We start from the raw sequence: 15,375 nt of genomic DNA, 5'->3' as shown, positions 1-15,375 counted from the left end.
TCAGCCTTCTTCTGTACGTTCCTGAGGCCGCGGTTCCCCTTATGGGGGTCCGCGGCCTTAGTGTTGATGCGTATTCCTATACCGGTATGAGAGCGCAGGCCCCCATGGTGCAGATCAAGACCCCCGAGCAGATTCGCAAGATGCGGGAGGCGGGGCTTGTCGTCGCGGCGATCCACGCGGCCACCCGTGAGGCGGCCGTGCCCGGCGCGACCACCCGGGACCTGGACGAGGTCGCCCGCAAGGTGATCGCCGAGCACGGGGCGAAGTCGAACTTCCTCGGGTACGGCGGCTTCCCCGCCACCATCTGCACCTCGAAGAACGAGGTCGTCGTCCACGGCATCCCGAGCGACGACGTCGTCCTGGAGGACGGCGACATCATCTCCGTCGACGCCGGCGCGATCGTCGACGGCTGGCACGGCGACGCCGCGTACACCTGCTTCGTCGGCTCTGGCCACGCTCCGGAGCTGATCGAGCTCTCCCGGGTGACCGAGGAGTCGATGTGGGCCGGGCTCGCCGCCGTGAAGGCGGGCAACCGCCTCGTGGACATCTCCCGCGCCATCGAGACGTACATCCGCCGCCAGCCCAAGCCCGGCGGCGGCAAGTACGGCATCGTCGAGGACTACGGCGGCCACGGCATCGGTACCGAGATGCACATGGACCCGCACCTGCTGAACTACGTCGAGCGGCGCCGCGGCCGCGGTCCCAAGCTCGTGCCCGGCTTCTGCCTCGCCATCGAGCCGATGGTCTCCCTCGGCACCCCGAAGACCGAGGTCCTTGAGGACGAGTGGACGGTCGTGACGATCGACGGCACCTGGTCCTCGCACTGGGAGCACTCCGTCGCGCTGACGGAGGAGGGCCCGCTCGTGCTCACGTCTCCCGACGGGGGGCGGGCGAAGCTGGCCGAGCTGGGGGTTACCGCGGCTCCCGACCCGCTGGGCTGAGCTTCGTGGCCGGGTGCGGGCGGGCGGTGGTTGCCCGCACCCGTGCGGCGGAGCCGTATGTCGATCCGGTCCGCGCCCCTTCAGGGCTCCTCCGACAGCTCCCCAAGGTGCGTAACGATCTTGCCGCCGGGGGAGAATCCCCGGATTCGTCTTTCCGGGGGCACTGGCGTAGACTGACGCGTCGGCTCTCGTGTCTCCGCATGCCCGCATGTGTGAGGAGAGTCGATCAAGGTAGTCGATTCGAAGGGCGAAGCGTGGCCAAGAAGCAAGGTGCCATCGAGATCGAGGGCACTGTCGTCGAGTCTCTGCCGAACGCCATGTTCAAGGTCGAGCTCCAGAACGGCCACCAGGTCCTGGCACACATCAGCGGCAAGATGCGCATGCACTACATCCGCATCCTCCCTGACGACCGGGTCGTGGTGGAGCTGTCTCCGTACGACCTGACGCGTGGCCGGATCGTCTACCGGTACAAGTAGATCTTGCCTGATCCCGCTTCCCGCGGGCTGCCGGCAACTGACCCGGAGAACCTCACCCATGAAGGTCAAGCCGAGCGTCAAGAAGATCTGCGACAAGTGCAGGGTGATCCGCCGTCACGGCCGGGTCATGGTGATCTGCGACAACCCGCGCCACAAGCAGCGCCAGGGCTGACGCACGACTGACTGCAGTTCGTTCGCAGAGATTCGCGCGACGCACGCAACACAACGAGTACATACGCAGGACCCGCCGGCGGTGGCAACCGCCATCGTGGCGACACCCTCGGTCGGAGGCCGGGGACCCGGTTCGTACCGACTCTTTTGCATCAAAGGGGACGGCGGGCGGGAGTGGTCCTGCTGCAGACCTCCGAAGATCAACAGGAGCCATGAATGGCACGCGTTGAAGGCGTTGACCTCCCGCGCGACAAGCGCATCGAGGTTGCCCTCACCTACGTGTTCGGCATCGGCCGTACCCGCGCCCAGCAGACGCTGGACGCCACCGGTGTCGACCGCAATATCCGCGTTCGCGACCTGGGCGAGGACGACCTCGTCAAGATCCGCGAGTACGTCGACCAGAACTTCCAGACCGAGGGTGACCTCCGTCGCGAGATCCAGGCCGACATCCGCCGCAAGGTGGAGATCGGCTGCTACCAGGGTCTGCGTCACCGTCGCGGCCTCCCGGTCCACGGTCAGCGCACCAGCACGAACGCCCGTACCCGCAAGGGCCCGCGTCGCGCCATCGCCGGTAAGAAGAAGCCGGGCAAGAAGTAGTCCGCAGCGGACTCGCCGTCCAGCGGTCTTCGCTGTAGGACCGACCACCTCCCGTAGGAGAACGACATGCCCCCCAAGGGTCGTCAGGGCGCTGCCAAGAAGGTGCGCCGCAAGGAAAAGAAGAACGTCGCTCACGGCCACGCGCACATCAAGAGCACGTTCAACAACACGATCGTGTCCATCACGGACCCGACCGGCAACGTGATCTCGTGGGCCTCCGCCGGCCACGTCGGCTTCAAGGGCTCGCGCAAGTCCACGCCGTTCGCCGCGCAGATGGCCGCCGAGAACGCCGCGCGCCGCGCCCAGGAGCACGGCATGCGCAAGGTCGACGTCTTCGTCAAGGGCCCGGGTTCCGGTCGCGAGACCGCCATCCGCTCCCTGCAGGCGACCGGCCTCGAGGTCGGCTCCATCCAGGACGTCACGCCGACGCCGCACAACGGCTGCCGTCCGCCCAAGCGTCGCCGCGTCTGACGCACGACCGTTTGGTCTGAGGTTTTCGGGCGGTGCGGCTCTTACGAGCCGTACCGCCCGTACCCTTGATGTATCTCAGGGCATCAAATAGTGGGTGCCCCTGAACTGAAGGAATCACTTCATGCTGATCGCTCAGCGTCCCTCGTTGACCGAAGAGGTCGTCGACGAGTTCCGCTCCCGGTTCGTCATCGAGCCGCTGGAGCCGGGCTTCGGCTACACCCTCGGCAACTCCCTCCGCCGGACTCTTCTGTCCTCGATCCCGGGTGCGGCCGTCACGTCCATCCGGATCGACGGTGTCCTGCACGAGTTCACCACCGTGCCGGGCGTCAAGGAAGACGTCACCGACCTGATCCTCAACATCAAGCAGCTGGTCGTCTCCTCGGAGCACGACGAGCCGGTCGTGATGTACCTGCGCAAGCAGGGCCCGGGTCTGGTCACCGCCGCCGACATCGCGCCCCCGGCCGGTGTCGAGGTGCACAACCCCGACCTCGTCCTCGCCACGCTCAACGGCAAGGGCAAGCTGGAGATGGAGCTGACCGTCGAGCGCGGTCGCGGCTACGTCTCGGCCGTGCAGAACAAGCAGGTGGGCCAGGAGATCGGCCGTATCCCGGTCGACTCGATCTACTCGCCGGTTCTCAAGGTCACGTACAAGGTCGAGGCCACGCGTGTCGAGCAGCGCACCGACTTCGACAAGCTGATCGTCGACGTCGAGACCAAGCAGGCCATGCGGCCGCGCGACGCCATGGCGTCCGCCGGCAAGACGCTGGTCGAGCTGTTCGGTCTGGCCCGCGAGCTCAACGTCGACGCCGAGGGCATCGACATGGGCCCGTCGCCGACGGACGCCGCGCTCGCGGCGGACCTGGCTCTTCCGATCGAGGAGCTGGAGCTCACCGTCCGGTCGTACAACTGCCTCAAGCGCGAGGGCATCCACTCAGTGGGTGAGCTCGTCGCCCGCTCCGAGGCGGACCTGCTCGACATCCGCAACTTCGGTGCGAAGTCCATCGACGAGGTCAAGGCCAAGCTGGCCGGTATGGGCCTCGCCCTGAAGGACTCGCCTCCCGGCTTCGACCCGACCGCCGCGGCTGACGCCTTCGGCGCCGAGGACGAGGGCGACACCGGGTTCGTCGAGACCGAGCAGTACTGAGAGCTCGCTCGACACCGCCCCGCGTCCCTCTGGGGCGCGGGTCTCCGACAGGCGACCGCCTGCTCGGATACTGACCCCGGTACCTGATACGGCCGGGGCAGACACCTAGGAGAAACATCATGCCGAAGCCCGCCAAGGGTGCCCGTCTGGGTGGCGGCGCCGCGCACGAGAAGATGCTCCTCGCGAACCTCGCGAAGAACCTCTTCGAGCACGGCAAGATCACGACGACCGAGGCCAAGGCCCGCCGTCTGCGCCCGTACGCGGAGCGTCTGGTCACCAAGGCGAAGAAGGGCGACCTTCACAACCGCCGTCAGGTGCTCCAGGTCATCACCGACAAGAGCGTCGTCCACACGCTCTTCACGGAGATCGCCCCGCGCTACGAGAACCGTCCGGGTGGCTACACCCGCATCACCAAGATCGGTAACCGCCGTGGCGACAACGCGCCCATGGCTGTCATCGAGCTGGTCGAGGCGCTGACGGTCGCGCAGCAGGCCACCGGTGAGGCCGAGGCCGCCACCAAGCGCGCCGCCAAGGACGCCGAGGCCAAGGCCGAGACGCCCGCCGAGGTCGTCGAGGACGCCAAGCAGGAGTCCGAGGACGCCTGAGGCACTGCCTCGTCGTGTGCGTGAGCGGGTCCGCCCTTTCGGGGGCGGGCCCGTTCTCGCGTTGTGCGGGTCGATCGGATCGGGATATCGGGCTCGGGTTCGGATACGGGTACGGGAGAGGAACTGGGTGTGAGTGACGAGGTGGCCGACGGGTTCGTGCGGCTGCGGCTCGACCTGTCGTACGACGGGGCGGGCTTCTCCGGCTGGGCCAAGCAGGCGCGCGGGCAGCGGACCGTGCAGGCCGAGATCGAGGACGCGCTGCGGACCGTGACACGGTCCTCGCGGACGCACGAGCTGACCGTGGCCGGGCGCACCGACGCGGGCGTGCACGCCCGCGGGCAGGTGGCGCACGTGGATCTGCCCGGCGAGCTGTGGGCCGAGCACCGGGAGAAGCTGCTCAAGCGGCTGGCCGGCCGCCTCCCCAAGGACGTCCGGGTCTGGTCGGTCGCCGAGGCGCCCAGTGGCTTCAACGCCCGTTTCTCCGCGATCTGGCGGCGTTACGCGTACCGGGTGACCGACCACCCGGGCGGCGTCGACCCGCTGCTGCGCGGGCACGTGCTGTGGCACGACTGGCCGCTGGACGTCGACGCGATGAACACCGCCGCGCACGGACTGCTCGGCGAGCACGACTTCGCCGCGTACTGCAAGAAGCGCGAGGGCGCCACCACCATCCGTACGCTGCAGGAGCTCAGCCTCGTACGGGACGAGGACGGCATCGTCACCGCGACCGTGCGGGCCGACGCCTTCTGCCACAACATGGTGCGCTCGCTCATCGGGGCGCTGCTGTTCGTCGGGGACGGGCACCGGGCGCCGGACTGGCCGCGCGAGGTGCTCGACGCCGGGGTGCGGGACTCCGCCGTGCACGTGGTGCGGCCGCACGGACTGACCCTGGAAGAGGTCGGCTACCCGGCGGACGAACTGCTCGCCGCACGCAACCGCGAGGCCCGCAACAAGCGGACGCTGCCGGGCCGGGGGTGCTGCTGAAAGGCGTCACACCAGGTCACACTCCCCGTCCGACCCCCGTCACCAGCCCGTCCGACCCCCGTCGGGCTCCTGTCGGACCTCCGTCGGCGCGCCGCTCAGCCCGCGTCCGCCGCGGCCGACGCCTGCAGCTCGCCGCGGCGCTTGATCTGCTCGAACACGAACTCGTTCAGATCGTTGCCGAGCGTGAAGAGCGCCGTGTCCTTCTTCGTGGCGTTCTTGCCGTCGGTGTGGCCGCCGTTGGTGAAGTACGCGTAGCGGCCCCACGAGTTCACCGTTATCCGGCAGACCGTGGTGCGGCAGAACGTCGGGACGCCGTCGCCGGGCAGCGAGAGCACCGAACCGTTGTCGTATTCGTCGCGCACCTTGGTGGCCTGCGCCTTGGTGTCGTAGACGGTGACGCCGACGGTGACCGCGTCGGTGCCCTTGTAGTACGTGGCGCGGATCACCTGGGTGCAGTGGTGCTTGCGCAGCAGGCCCACCACGCCCTTGAGCGCGACCGACGCGCAGTTCTTGGTGCTGGCCGTGGCGCCCTTCTTGTAGACGCGGCCGCCGACCGTCAGCGTCTTGCCGGGGAACAGGGTGTTCGCCGTGAGCGGCGCCTTGTCCTTGGCGGCGCTGTCGATGAAGTCGTTCGGGTCGAGCGGGGGCGGCGGGGTCGTCTCCGCGAACGAAGGGGCCGTGGTCCTGGCGCCGCTGGGGATGTTCGCGGTGCTGGGCAGCTGGTCGGCGGGCTTGTCGCCGGCCTGGTTGTTCCCGTTGGCCGAGACGATGCCCCAGGCGACGACCGCGCCGACCGCGAGGGTGGCGACGATCGCGCCGCCGATCATCATCCAGCGCTTCTTGCGCGCGCGTGCCTCAGATGCCTCGGCGAGAGCTCCCCAGTCCGGGGTGCCTCCGCTGTTCCCGGCGCCCCACTGGTTGTCGTTCTGCCCCCACTGGGGTCCCCCCTGCCCGAAACTCATGGGGCGCATCTTAGACGCGCCGCGTGCCGCTGTTGACGGGCGGGCCCTACACGTTTTGACCTGCCCGGCAGTGCCCGGGTAGTCTGCCTAGTCGTTATGTGTATCGGCTTGCTCATTCTCCTGTGAGAGGCCCTTGCACGGGTTCCCTGGAGCAGTTACCAGTGGGCGGCATACGGGCGCTGAACCCGGCACTGTCGTCCCCAGCTGCACGATCGCTTCAGTGATGCCATTTTCAGCACCCATCCACTGAAGAAGAAGAAGGCTGCTAAGTGCGTACGTACAGCCCCAAGCCCGGCGATGTGACTCGCCAGTGGCACGTCATCGACGCGCAGGACGTCGTCCTGGGCCGTCTGGCCACCACTGCCGCGGGTCTCCTCCGTGGCAAGCACAAGCCGACCTATGCTCCGCACATGGACATGGGCGACTTCGTCGTCATCATCAACGCCGACAAGGTGCACCTGTCCGGCAACAAGAAGACCCAGAAGATGGCGTACCGCCACTCCGGCTACCCGGGTGGTCTGCGGTCCGTCCGCTACGACGAGCTCCTGGAGAAGAACCCGGAGAAGGCCGTCGAGAAGGCGGTCAAGGGCATGCTTCCCAAGAACTCGCTGGGCCGTCAGATGCTCTCGAAGCTGAAGGTCTACTCGGGCGACCAGCACCCGCACGCTGCCCAGCAGCCGGTGCCGTTCGAGATCACCCAGGTCGCGCAGTAGTTCCGGCCACACCCCCTAAGACAGAAAAGAATCTGAGGAGAATCGTGGCCGAGACCACCCCCGAGACGCCGGTCGAAGAGATCGTCGACGTCGAGAGCTACACCACCGAGTCCGACGCGCCCGTCGAGGGCGAGTACACCTCGGAGTCCAACCCGGCCCGCTTCGGCGACCCGCAGCCGGCCGCCGGCCTGGGCCGTCGCAAGAACGCCATCGCGCGCGTCCGCATCGTGCCGGGCACGGGCAAGTGGAAGGTCAACGGGCGCACGCTCGAGGACTACTTCCCGAACAAGGTCCACCAGCAGGAAGTCAACGAGCCCTTCAAGGTGCTCGAGCTCGACGGCCGCTACGACGTCATCGCCCGCATCTCGGGTGGCGGTGTCTCCGGCCAGGCCGGTGCCCTGCGTCTGGGCGTGGCCCGCGCGCTGAACGAGGCCGACGTGGAGAACAACCGCGGCGCCCTCAAGAAGGCCGGCTACCTGCGCCGCGACGACCGCGCGGTCGAGCGCAAGAAGGCCGGTCTCAAGAAGGCCCGCAAGGCCCCGCAGTACAGCAAGCGCTAAATCCCGCGCTGCCTGCTTGTACTTTTTTCCGTTCGCCCCGGCGGCACGTTCTGTGCCACCGGGGCGTTCGGCTTATGAAACATGTGAGTTACTTCGGAGGACACCAAGTGGGACGACTCTTCGGCACGGACGGCGTGCGCGGTGTCGCCAACGCGGATCTGACGGCCGAGCTGGCGCTCGGTCTGTCGGTGGCCGCGGCGCACGTACTCGGCGAGGTGGGCACGTTCGAGGGCCACCGGCCGGTGGCGGTCGTCGGCCGTGACCCGCGGGCCTCGGGCGAGTTCCTTGAGGCCGCGGTCGTCGCGGGTCTGGCCAGCGCGGGCGTCGACGTCCTGCGCGTCGGTGTGCTGCCCACCCCGGCGGTGGCGCACCTCACCGGCGTCCTGGGCGCCGACCTCGGCGTGATGCTCTCGGCGAGCCACAACGCGATGCCGGACAACGGCATCAAGTTCTTCGCCCGTGGCGGCCACAAGCTCGCCGACGAGCTTGAGGACCGCATCGAGTCCGTGTACGCGGAGCACCGTACCGGCGCCCCGTGGGACCGGCCGACCGGTGCGGGCGTCGGCCGTGTCAGGACGTACGACGAGGGGCTCGACCAGTACGTGGCGCACCTCGTCGGCGTGCTGCCGAACCGCCTCGACGGGCTGAAGATCGTCCTCGACGAGGCGCACGGCGCGGCCGCGCGCGTCTCTCCGGTCGCGTTCGCGCGCGCCGGTGCGGAGATCGTCACGATCGGCGCCGAGCCCGACGGGCTCAACATCAACGACGGCTGCGGCTCGACCCACCTCGACCAGCTGAAGGCCGCCGTCGTGGAGCACGGCGCGGACTTCGGTATCGCGCACGACGGCGACGCCGACCGCTGCCTGGCCGTGGACCACACCGGGTCCGAGATCGACGGCGACCAGATCCTCAGCGTGCTCGCCCTCGCGCTGCGCGAGCGCGGCGCGCTGCGCGAGGACACCGTTGTCGCGACCGTGATGTCGAACCTCGGGTTCAAGCTGGCGATGGAGCGCGAAGGCATCCGCTTCGTGCAGACCGCGGTCGGCGACCGGTACGTCCTGGAGTCGATGAAGGAGCACGGCTACGCGCTCGGCGGCGAGCAGTCGGGCCACGTCATCGTGCTCGACCACGCCACGACCGGTGACGGCACGCTGACCGGGCTGCTGCTCGCGGCGCGCGTCGCGCAGACCGGCCGTAGCCTCAAGGACCTGGCGTCGGTCATGAACCGGCTGCCGCAGGTGCTCATCAACGTCCCGGACGTGGACAGGTCCCGGGTCGCGACGTCCGGCGAGCTGACGGCGGCGGTCGCCGACGCGGAGCGCGAACTCGGCGCGACCGGGCGGGTGCTGCTGCGCCCGTCCGGGACGGAGCCGTTGGTGCGGGTGATGGTCGAGGCCGCCGACATCGAGCAGGCGCGGTCCGTCGCCGGGCGTCTGGCGGATGTGGTGAAGTCGGCGCTGGGCTAGGGAGCGCTCCGCGCCCCTGCTCGGCCTGCGATCGGCCGTCCCTTCCTCCTGGCCCAGAGTGCCTTCTGGGTCAGGAGGGTCAGGGTGCCCGCCAGGACGATGCCGCCCATGTTGGCGAGCAGTTGGGCGGTCGAGCCCCACGTCTGGGCGTAGTCGGTGTAGCTGAAGGCGACCGCCGCGTTCGCGGCGGCGGGGACCGTGGTCACCGAGATGGCGACACCGATCAGGGCGCCCGACTTGGCGGAGGTCAGCGAGAGCGTGCCCGCGCTGCCCGCGAGCAGGGCGACCACGAACGACATCCAGTCCGGCCGCCAGATGAACCCCGTGTTGGGCCGAGGGCCCTCCACCATGGACCGGCTGAAGAGGCCGACACCGTCCAGGAACCAGCTGAACCCGGCCGTGAGCGTCATCGCGAGCGCGAACCCCGCCACGAGCGCCCACACCGAGCGCAGCATCAGGCGCGGCGCTCGCTGCACCAGTGCCGTCGAGACTCCGGCCAGCGGGCCGAACTCCGGTCCCACGGCCATCGCGCCGACGATCAGGATCGCGTTGTCGAGCATCACACCGCACGCGGCGATCATCGTCGCGAGCGCGAGGAACGCCACGTACGTGACGGTGAGCGTCGACTCCTCGTGCGTGACCTCGGTCAGCTGCTCCCACACCACCGCGTCCGCGCCCTCGCCCGGCGCCTGCCGCTCCGCCTCGTCGGCGCGCTGCGACAGCGACACGTCGACGGTCTCGACGGCGATCGAGCCCCACTCCTCGATGCCCGACTCGCGCAGCGCGCGCAGGAGGTCGTGACCGGCCTCCCGGACCACGTCGCACAGCACGACGTCGCCCACCGGGTCGCGGGCGGCGCCGGAGAGTACCGCGACGTTCGTCGTGCCGACCGATGTCTCGATCAGGCGCACGACGGCGTCGGTGCGGTCCGGCGGCGTGATCAGGCGCAGGTGCAGCATGCGCGCACAGTAACGGGCGCGCCGTCAGAGCTTGCGCAGCCGCACCCGCTGCACCTTGTGGTCAGGTCCCTTGCGGATGACCAGGTTGGCGCGGCCGCGCGTGGGGGCCACGTTCTCCAGGAGGTTGACCTTGTTGATGGTGCGCCAGGTGGTGCGCGCGTAGTCGAGGGCCTCCTCCTCGGAGACCTGGGTGTACTTCCTGAAGTACGAGGACGGGTTCTGGAAGGCGGTCGCGCGCAGCTTGCGGAACCGGTTGAGGTACCAGCGCTCGATGTCCTCGGCGCGCGCGTCGACGTACACGCTGAAGTCGAAGAAGTCGGCGAGGCCGACGCGGGTGCGGCCGTCCTTGCCGGGGAGTGCGGGCTGCAGCACGTTGATGCCCTCGACGATGAGGATGTCGGGGCGGCGGACCACGAGCTGCTCGCCGGGCACGATGTCGTAGATCAGGTGGGAGTAGACGGGCGCGGTCACCTCGTCCTTGCCGGCCTTGATGTCGGCGACGAACCGCGTCAGGGCGCGTCGGTCGTACGACTCCGGGAACCCCTTCCTCGACATCAGGCCGCGTGCCTGGAGCTCCTTGGTGGGCAGCAGGAACCCGTCCGTGGTGACCCGCTCCACGCGCGGGTGCTCGGGCCAGCGCGAGAGCAGAGCCTGGAGCAGGCGGGCCACGGTCGACTTGCCGACGGCCACCGAACCGGCGACCCCTATGACGAACGGCGTACCGGACTGCGAGGCCTTCTCGCCGGTGTCGCCGAGAAACGTGTTCAGGGCGCCGCGCAGGCCGTCGGTGGCGCCCACGTAGAGGTTGAGGAGCCGGGAGAGCGGCAGGTAGATGTCGCTGACCTCGTCCAGGTCGATCACGTCGCCCAGGCCGCGCAGCCGCTCCAGCTCGTCGGCGGTGAGCGGCAGCGGTGTCTTGTCCCGCAGGGCGCTCCACTGGCTGCGGGTGAGATCGACGTAGGGAGTCGCCTCCGGCCGGGGCCGGTGGGCGCTTCTGGGCTCGGAGACCGGAGAGATCACCCGTTCATTGTCCTGGCTGCCGGGGCGGGGTGGCAGGTGGGGTGTGTCACTCCGGTGACGGGCTCCTGCGGTGCGCCGTGGCGCGTGGGGACGTCAGAGGCCGACGGGCCCGGGGCGGCCGCCGTCCTTCAGGGACGAGATGAAGGCGCGGAAGGCTCCGCTCGGGACCACCAGAGTGCGCTCGGTCGGCCTCTTCGAGTCGCGGACGGCTATGTGGGTGGGGCGGGTGGCGATCTCTACGCAGTTGTTGCCCTCGCCGCCGCCGGAGTACGACGATTTCCGCCAGTGGTAGGAGGGGGTCACGGTGTGCCTCACAGTTCCTTCGCCAGGCCGTGGATGAAGTCACGTGAACGATCGGGTTCGAGCGCCACGGCCTCCACTTTACGGAAAAGCGTTCGAAACGCGCTGAGTTGGGCCTCGGAGTCGATGAAGGCGGTGCCGTGTGGTGAGTCGCGCACCGCTGTGTCCAGCTTGGGGACGGCTCCACCCGCGTACATCATGGCGCTCCACGCGCCGGCGAACCCGTCGAGGTCGAAGGGGATGACGCGCACGGTGACGTTGGCTGCTTCCGAGAGTTCCAGGACTCGGTCGAGCTGAGCCCGCGCGGCTGGACGGTCGCCCACCCGGATGCGCAGGGCCGCTTCGTGAATGACTGCTTCGTACGGGATGGGGGAGGGGCCCTCGATGACGACCCGGCGGTCCATCCGGTGACGGGCGCGCAACTCCAGGTCGTCGTCCGCCAGGGCGGGAACCTGGTAGGAGAAGACCGCGCGGGCGTATTCCTCCGTCTGTAGCAGCCCGGGGATGTGCAGGAACTCGATGTCCTGCCGGTAGGTGGCGTGGTGCTCCAGTTCGGCGAGGTCCAGGTACACCGTGGGGAGCAGGCCGCGGTACGCCTCCCACCAGCCGCGTGTCCGGTCGGTCGCCATGGCCGCCAGGGCGTCGATCAACTCCGAGTCCGTGCAGGCGTACTGGACCGCCATCCGCCGCAGGCGCGCTTCACTGAGCCCCGCGAGACCGGCCTCGGTCTGGCTCACCTGGGCGGAGTCCGTGCCCAGGAGCGCGGCCGCCTCACGTCCCTTGAGTCCGGCTGCCTCGCGCAGTTTCCGCAGCTCGGCACCGAGTCGCTCTTGGCGTGCGCTCGCGTTCTGCCTGCGTGGCATGGCGTTCTCCTCGGTTCCGACAGCCGGGCGGCAGAGCCTCGTTCGGGGGACAGGTTACGCGAACTGCTTGCGCGGGACCAAAATTAGTCCCTACGCTCGGTGGCGCGACGCACACACTGCGGAACGCCGGGGCACCGGAAGCGCACCGCTCCGTCCTGCCATGACGGATGCGGCATGCCACCGCCCGCGCACTCGCGGACTCTCGACACACCCGTCACCGAACTGGAGTTGACGCATGCCCGAAAACGAACCGTGGGAGTACTCGCTGTACATCCCGAACGATCCGCGCGCGGTGCCCATCAGCCGTCGCGTGCTGCGCCTCGTCCTGACCATGCACGGTCTGATCCGCCTGGTCGACGTCGCGGAACTGCTGGCGACGGAGCTGGTGAGCAACGCCGTACGTCACACGAAGGGCCCGGCCGCTCTGCGGGTGCGATGGTCGGCCGGGGTGCTGCGCATCGGGGCCTGGGACACGGACCCGGAGCCGCCGGAACCGCCCGGAGCGGCGGGGCGGGACGCCGGGGCGGAGGCGGGGCGAGGGCTGGTACTGGTGCGGGCTTGTGCCGACGGGTGGGGCTGGCATCCGCTGGGCGCCGGCGAGAACCGGGGCAAGTACGTGTGGTGCGACCTCGCGGCCGCGTGAACGTTTGCTCACATCTCGAAAGAGTGAATCCGGCGCGAGGATCACGGACGAGTCGGAGGTGGCGCGGCAGCCCGCGCTGTCGGCGCTCAGCGCCATCGTGCACAGCGAAAGCGCGGACATCGCCGCCGTACTGGAACTGCCGGCCCGCGGAATGCGGTCGTTCGGCAAACACACGGCCATGTACTGGTCGGAGCTGCTGGAGACCGGCCTGGAGGACACTCCGGCCCGAGAGACATGGAGGGAGCTGGAGAAGACGGTCGTCACCTACTTCCCGGGCAGGGGCGCTGTCTTTGAAGAGGCGTATCTGGACGGCGAGGCGAAGGGTGTGCTTCGCATCCTGGAACTGCGTGGTCTCGCCGTCTCCGACGACGTGCGCGAGCGCATCACCTCCTGCGCCGACATCGCCCTGCTCGACGACTGGCTCGACCGGGCCGGAACGGTCGAGCGCGCGGAGGACCTGTTCAGCGAAGGCCCTGAGCGCCCTGTGGGGCCCGGAGGAGGTCCGGAGGGCTCCGGGGCTGAGGTCGGGGCTGAGGCCGGGGGGAAGCCGGGGGTGAGGCCGGTCCGAGCTGAGTCACCGAGGCACCCGTAGGGTGCTCGGCATGAGCATCATCGGGGTCGGTATCGACGTGGCCGAGATCGAGCGGTTCGGGGCGTCGCTGGAGCGTACGCCCGGGATGGCCGAGCGGTTGTTCCTGGAGTCGGAGCTGTTGCTGCCCAGTGGTGAGCGGCGGGGTGTGGCCTCGCTCGCCGCCCGGTTCGCGGCCAAGGAGGCCGTGGCGAAGGCGCTGGGCGCACCGTCCGGCCTCCGCTGGACCGACGCCGAGGTGTGGGTCGAGGAGAGCGGGCAGCCGAGGCTGAGGGTGACCGGGACGGTCGCCGCCCGTGCGGCCGACCTGGGGGTGCAGGGGTTCCACGTGTCGTTGAGCCATGACGCGGGGGTCGCGTCGGCCGTGGTGGTCGCCGAAGGGTGAGCCGCCCCCGGCCACCAAGTACCCGCCCAGAAAAGTGTCGCAGTCATACGTACGACTGCGACACTCTTCCGCGGTCAGCCCCGTACGTCCCGCCACACCGCCGGAATCGCCGCCGCCACGTCCTGTGCCGACACCGGCGCTCCGTCGGCCGCGTGCCGGGCCGCGAGGCCGTGCAGGTAGGCGCCGGTCGCCGCCGCGTCCGCCGGGGCCAGGCCCGCCGCGAGCAGCGAACCCGTCAGGCCCGACAGGACGTCGCCGCTGCCGGCCGTGGCCAGCCACGGGGTGCCCGTCGGGTTCACGCGGGTCGGGGAGCTGTCGCCGTCCCCCGGCGGCGGAGCGATCAGCGTGGTCGAGCCCTTCAGGAGGACCGTCGCGGCATAGCGCTCCGCCAACTCCCTTACGGATGCCAGGCGTTCGGCCTCGACTCGCCCGCGTTCCACGCCGAGCAGCGCCGCGGCCTCACCGGCGTGGGGCGTCATCACCGTCGGCGCCGTGCGGGCGCGGACCGTCTTCGCGTCGGCGAGGCGCAGGCCGTCCGCGTCGATCAGGACCGGCACGTCGGCCGAGAGCACGTCCGCGAGCCCCGACGCGTCGTCGCCCAGGCCCGGACCGATCACCCACGCCTGGACGCGGCCCGCCCCGGCCGGGGGCCCCGCCGACACCAGCGTCTCCGGGAAACGGGACAGCACCGCCTGAGCGGCCGGGCCCACATAGCGCACCGCTCCCGCTCCACCGCGCAGCGCCCCGGCCACCGCGAGGACCGCCGCGCCCGGATAGCGCGCCGAGCCCGCCACGACCCCCACCACGCCCCGGCGGTACTTGTCGCTCTCCCCGGCGGGTTCGGGCAGCAGTGCCGCCACGTCGTCGTGCTGCAACGCCGTCAGTTCGGCGCGGCCCGGCGGGAGTTCGAGGCCGATGTCGATCAGGCGCAGCGCGCCCGCGTGCGCGCGGGCCGGGTCGACGAGCAGGCCCGGCTTGTACGCGCCGAACGTGACGGTCGCGTCCGCCCGCACCGCCTCGCCGTGCACCGTGCCGGTGTCCGCGTCCACCCCGCTGGGCAGGTCCACGGCGACCGTGAGGCCGTCCGACGCCGCTGCCGCCGTGGCCAGTTGAGCCGCGCGCGGGCGCAGGCCGCCCTTGCCACCGATACCCACGATGCCGTCGACGACCAGGTCGGCGCGGCCCACGATCCCGGTGGACGCGTCGGCCTCGGCGCCGAGCACGGTGCCGCCCGCCGAACGCAGCGCCGCGAGGCCCGAGGCGTGCGCCCGGTCCGGCGAGAGGAGCAGCGCCGTGACGCCCGCGCCACGACGGGCGAGGCGGGCGCCCGCGTACAGGGCGTCGCCGCCGTTGTCGCCGGAGCCGACGAGCAGGGCGATCCGGGACCCGTACACCTTGCCGAGCAGGTCGGCGCAGGCGGCGGCCAGTCCGGCGGCGGCCCGCTGCATCAGCGCTCCCTCGGGCAGCCGCGCCATCAGTGCGCGTTCGGCGGTCCTGACCGTCTCCACGTCGTAAGCAGTGCGCAT

Annotated in this window: 20 protein-coding genes; 14 read left to right on the top strand and 6 right to left on the bottom strand. The window is 70.0% G+C overall.

Annotation, left to right across the window (positions count from 1 at the left end; translation table 11 throughout):
* Positions 1-104: 104 nt before the first annotated feature.
* The 8 genes from map to truA all read left to right on the top strand — a co-directional run bounded on the left by map (position 105) and on the right by truA (position 5,389).
* Positions 105-941: a type I methionyl aminopeptidase gene (gene map / locus OFY01_RS11495; protein WP_266598953.1), complete on the top strand. Its 837-nt coding sequence runs from the start codon at positions 105-107 to the stop codon at positions 939-941.
* A 254-nt stretch (positions 942-1,195) separates the two neighbouring features.
* A complete protein-coding gene (infA, locus tag OFY01_RS11490; RefSeq protein WP_003948620.1) occupies positions 1,196-1,417 on the top strand; it encodes a translation initiation factor IF-1 in 222 nt (73 codons plus the stop codon).
* Positions 1,418-1,475: 58 nt separating this feature from the next.
* Positions 1,476-1,589, top strand: a complete 114-nt coding sequence (rpmJ, locus tag OFY01_RS11485) for a 50S ribosomal protein L36 (RefSeq protein ID WP_003974245.1) — start codon at positions 1,476-1,478, stop codon at positions 1,587-1,589.
* Between the two features lie 215 nt (positions 1,590-1,804).
* Positions 1,805-2,185 (top strand): 30S ribosomal protein S13, encoded by a 381-nt coding sequence (rpsM, locus tag OFY01_RS11480; protein WP_266598913.1) that lies wholly within the window; start codon positions 1,805-1,807, stop codon positions 2,183-2,185.
* Between the two features lie 66 nt (positions 2,186-2,251).
* Complete coding sequence (gene rpsK / locus OFY01_RS11475; RefSeq protein ID WP_266598911.1) at positions 2,252-2,656, top strand: 30S ribosomal protein S11; 405 nt, start codon at positions 2,252-2,254, stop codon at positions 2,654-2,656.
* A gap of 121 nt (positions 2,657-2,777) precedes the next feature.
* The gene (locus tag OFY01_RS11470) at positions 2,778-3,800 is read left to right on the top strand and encodes a DNA-directed RNA polymerase subunit alpha (protein ID WP_266598909.1); all 1,023 of its coding nucleotides are present in this window, start codon (positions 2,778-2,780) and stop codon (positions 3,798-3,800) included.
* A gap of 119 nt (positions 3,801-3,919) precedes the next feature.
* Positions 3,920-4,405, top strand: coding sequence for a 50S ribosomal protein L17 (gene rplQ, locus OFY01_RS11465; RefSeq protein ID WP_266598907.1), 486 nt, complete (start codon positions 3,920-3,922; stop codon positions 4,403-4,405).
* A 129-nt stretch (positions 4,406-4,534) separates the two neighbouring features.
* Positions 4,535-5,389 carry a tRNA pseudouridine(38-40) synthase TruA gene (gene truA / locus OFY01_RS11460; RefSeq protein ID WP_266598905.1) on the top strand — a complete coding sequence of 285 codons (855 nt, stop codon included), beginning with the start codon at positions 4,535-4,537 and terminating at the stop codon, positions 5,387-5,389.
* A gap of 95 nt (positions 5,390-5,484) precedes the next feature.
* Here truA and OFY01_RS11455 read toward each other — a convergent pair whose 3' ends face one another.
* Complete coding sequence (locus tag OFY01_RS11455; RefSeq protein ID WP_266598903.1) at positions 5,485-6,351, bottom strand: hypothetical protein; 867 nt, start codon at positions 6,349-6,351, stop codon at positions 5,485-5,487.
* Between the two features lie 269 nt (positions 6,352-6,620).
* On the opposite strand from OFY01_RS11455, the gene rplM reads away from it, so the two are divergent.
* From rplM to glmM, 3 genes are all read left to right on the top strand, one after another.
* Positions 6,621-7,064: a 50S ribosomal protein L13 gene (gene rplM / locus OFY01_RS11450; protein WP_266598901.1), complete on the top strand. Its 444-nt coding sequence runs from the start codon at positions 6,621-6,623 to the stop codon at positions 7,062-7,064.
* A 44-nt stretch (positions 7,065-7,108) separates the two neighbouring features.
* The gene (rpsI, locus tag OFY01_RS11445) at positions 7,109-7,624 is read left to right on the top strand and encodes a 30S ribosomal protein S9 (protein ID WP_266598899.1); all 516 of its coding nucleotides are present in this window, start codon (positions 7,109-7,111) and stop codon (positions 7,622-7,624) included.
* Between the two features lie 107 nt (positions 7,625-7,731).
* Positions 7,732-9,090, top strand: a complete 1,359-nt coding sequence (gene glmM, locus OFY01_RS11440; protein ID WP_266598897.1) for a phosphoglucosamine mutase — start codon at positions 7,732-7,734, stop codon at positions 9,088-9,090.
* On the opposite strand, the gene OFY01_RS11435 is transcribed toward glmM, so the two are convergent.
* The 4 genes from OFY01_RS11435 to OFY01_RS11420 form a co-directional block, all read right to left on the bottom strand.
* Positions 9,087-10,049: a DUF389 domain-containing protein gene (locus OFY01_RS11435; RefSeq protein WP_266598895.1), complete on the bottom strand. Its 963-nt coding sequence runs from the start codon at positions 10,047-10,049 to the stop codon at positions 9,087-9,089. The two genes, glmM and OFY01_RS11435, sit on opposite strands and share 4 nt — an antisense overlap.
* A gap of 24 nt (positions 10,050-10,073) precedes the next feature.
* Positions 10,074-11,069: a type I pantothenate kinase gene (coaA, locus tag OFY01_RS11430; RefSeq protein ID WP_266598893.1), complete on the bottom strand. Its 996-nt coding sequence runs from the start codon at positions 11,067-11,069 to the stop codon at positions 10,074-10,076.
* A gap of 93 nt (positions 11,070-11,162) precedes the next feature.
* A complete protein-coding gene (locus OFY01_RS11425) occupies positions 11,163-11,384 on the bottom strand; it encodes a DUF397 domain-containing protein (RefSeq protein ID WP_266598891.1) in 222 nt (73 codons plus the stop codon).
* Positions 11,381-12,232, bottom strand: coding sequence for a helix-turn-helix domain-containing protein (locus tag OFY01_RS11420; protein ID WP_266598889.1), 852 nt, complete (start codon positions 12,230-12,232; stop codon positions 11,381-11,383). The genes OFY01_RS11425 and OFY01_RS11420 overlap by 4 nt, the downstream gene beginning before the upstream one ends.
* Before the next feature lie 235 nt (positions 12,233-12,467).
* Between OFY01_RS11420 and OFY01_RS11415 the strand changes: the two genes are divergently transcribed.
* From OFY01_RS11415 to OFY01_RS11405, 3 genes are read left to right on the top strand one after another with little or no spacing between them, the layout of a single operon-like run.
* On the top strand, positions 12,468-12,875 hold the full coding sequence (locus tag OFY01_RS11415) for an ATP-binding protein (RefSeq protein ID WP_266598887.1): 408 nt from the start codon (positions 12,468-12,470) through the stop codon (positions 12,873-12,875).
* Between the two features lie 58 nt (positions 12,876-12,933).
* Positions 12,934-13,467: a hypothetical protein gene (locus OFY01_RS11410; RefSeq protein ID WP_266598885.1), complete on the top strand. Its 534-nt coding sequence runs from the start codon at positions 12,934-12,936 to the stop codon at positions 13,465-13,467.
* A gap of 10 nt (positions 13,468-13,477) precedes the next feature.
* Positions 13,478-13,849, top strand: a complete 372-nt coding sequence (locus tag OFY01_RS11405) for a holo-ACP synthase (protein WP_266598883.1) — start codon at positions 13,478-13,480, stop codon at positions 13,847-13,849.
* A gap of 74 nt (positions 13,850-13,923) precedes the next feature.
* Here OFY01_RS11405 and OFY01_RS11400 read toward each other — a convergent pair whose 3' ends face one another.
* Positions 13,924-15,375: an NAD(P)H-hydrate dehydratase gene (locus tag OFY01_RS11400; RefSeq protein WP_266598882.1), complete on the bottom strand. Its 1,452-nt coding sequence runs from the start codon at positions 15,373-15,375 to the stop codon at positions 13,924-13,926.

This window comes from Streptomyces beihaiensis (genome assembly GCF_026274175.1).
Lineage (GTDB): Bacteria > Actinomycetota > Actinomycetes > Streptomycetales > Streptomycetaceae > Streptomyces > Streptomyces beihaiensis.
Note: the sequence above shows the minus strand (reverse complement) of the source record. Positions and strands in the feature narration are given on the sequence as shown.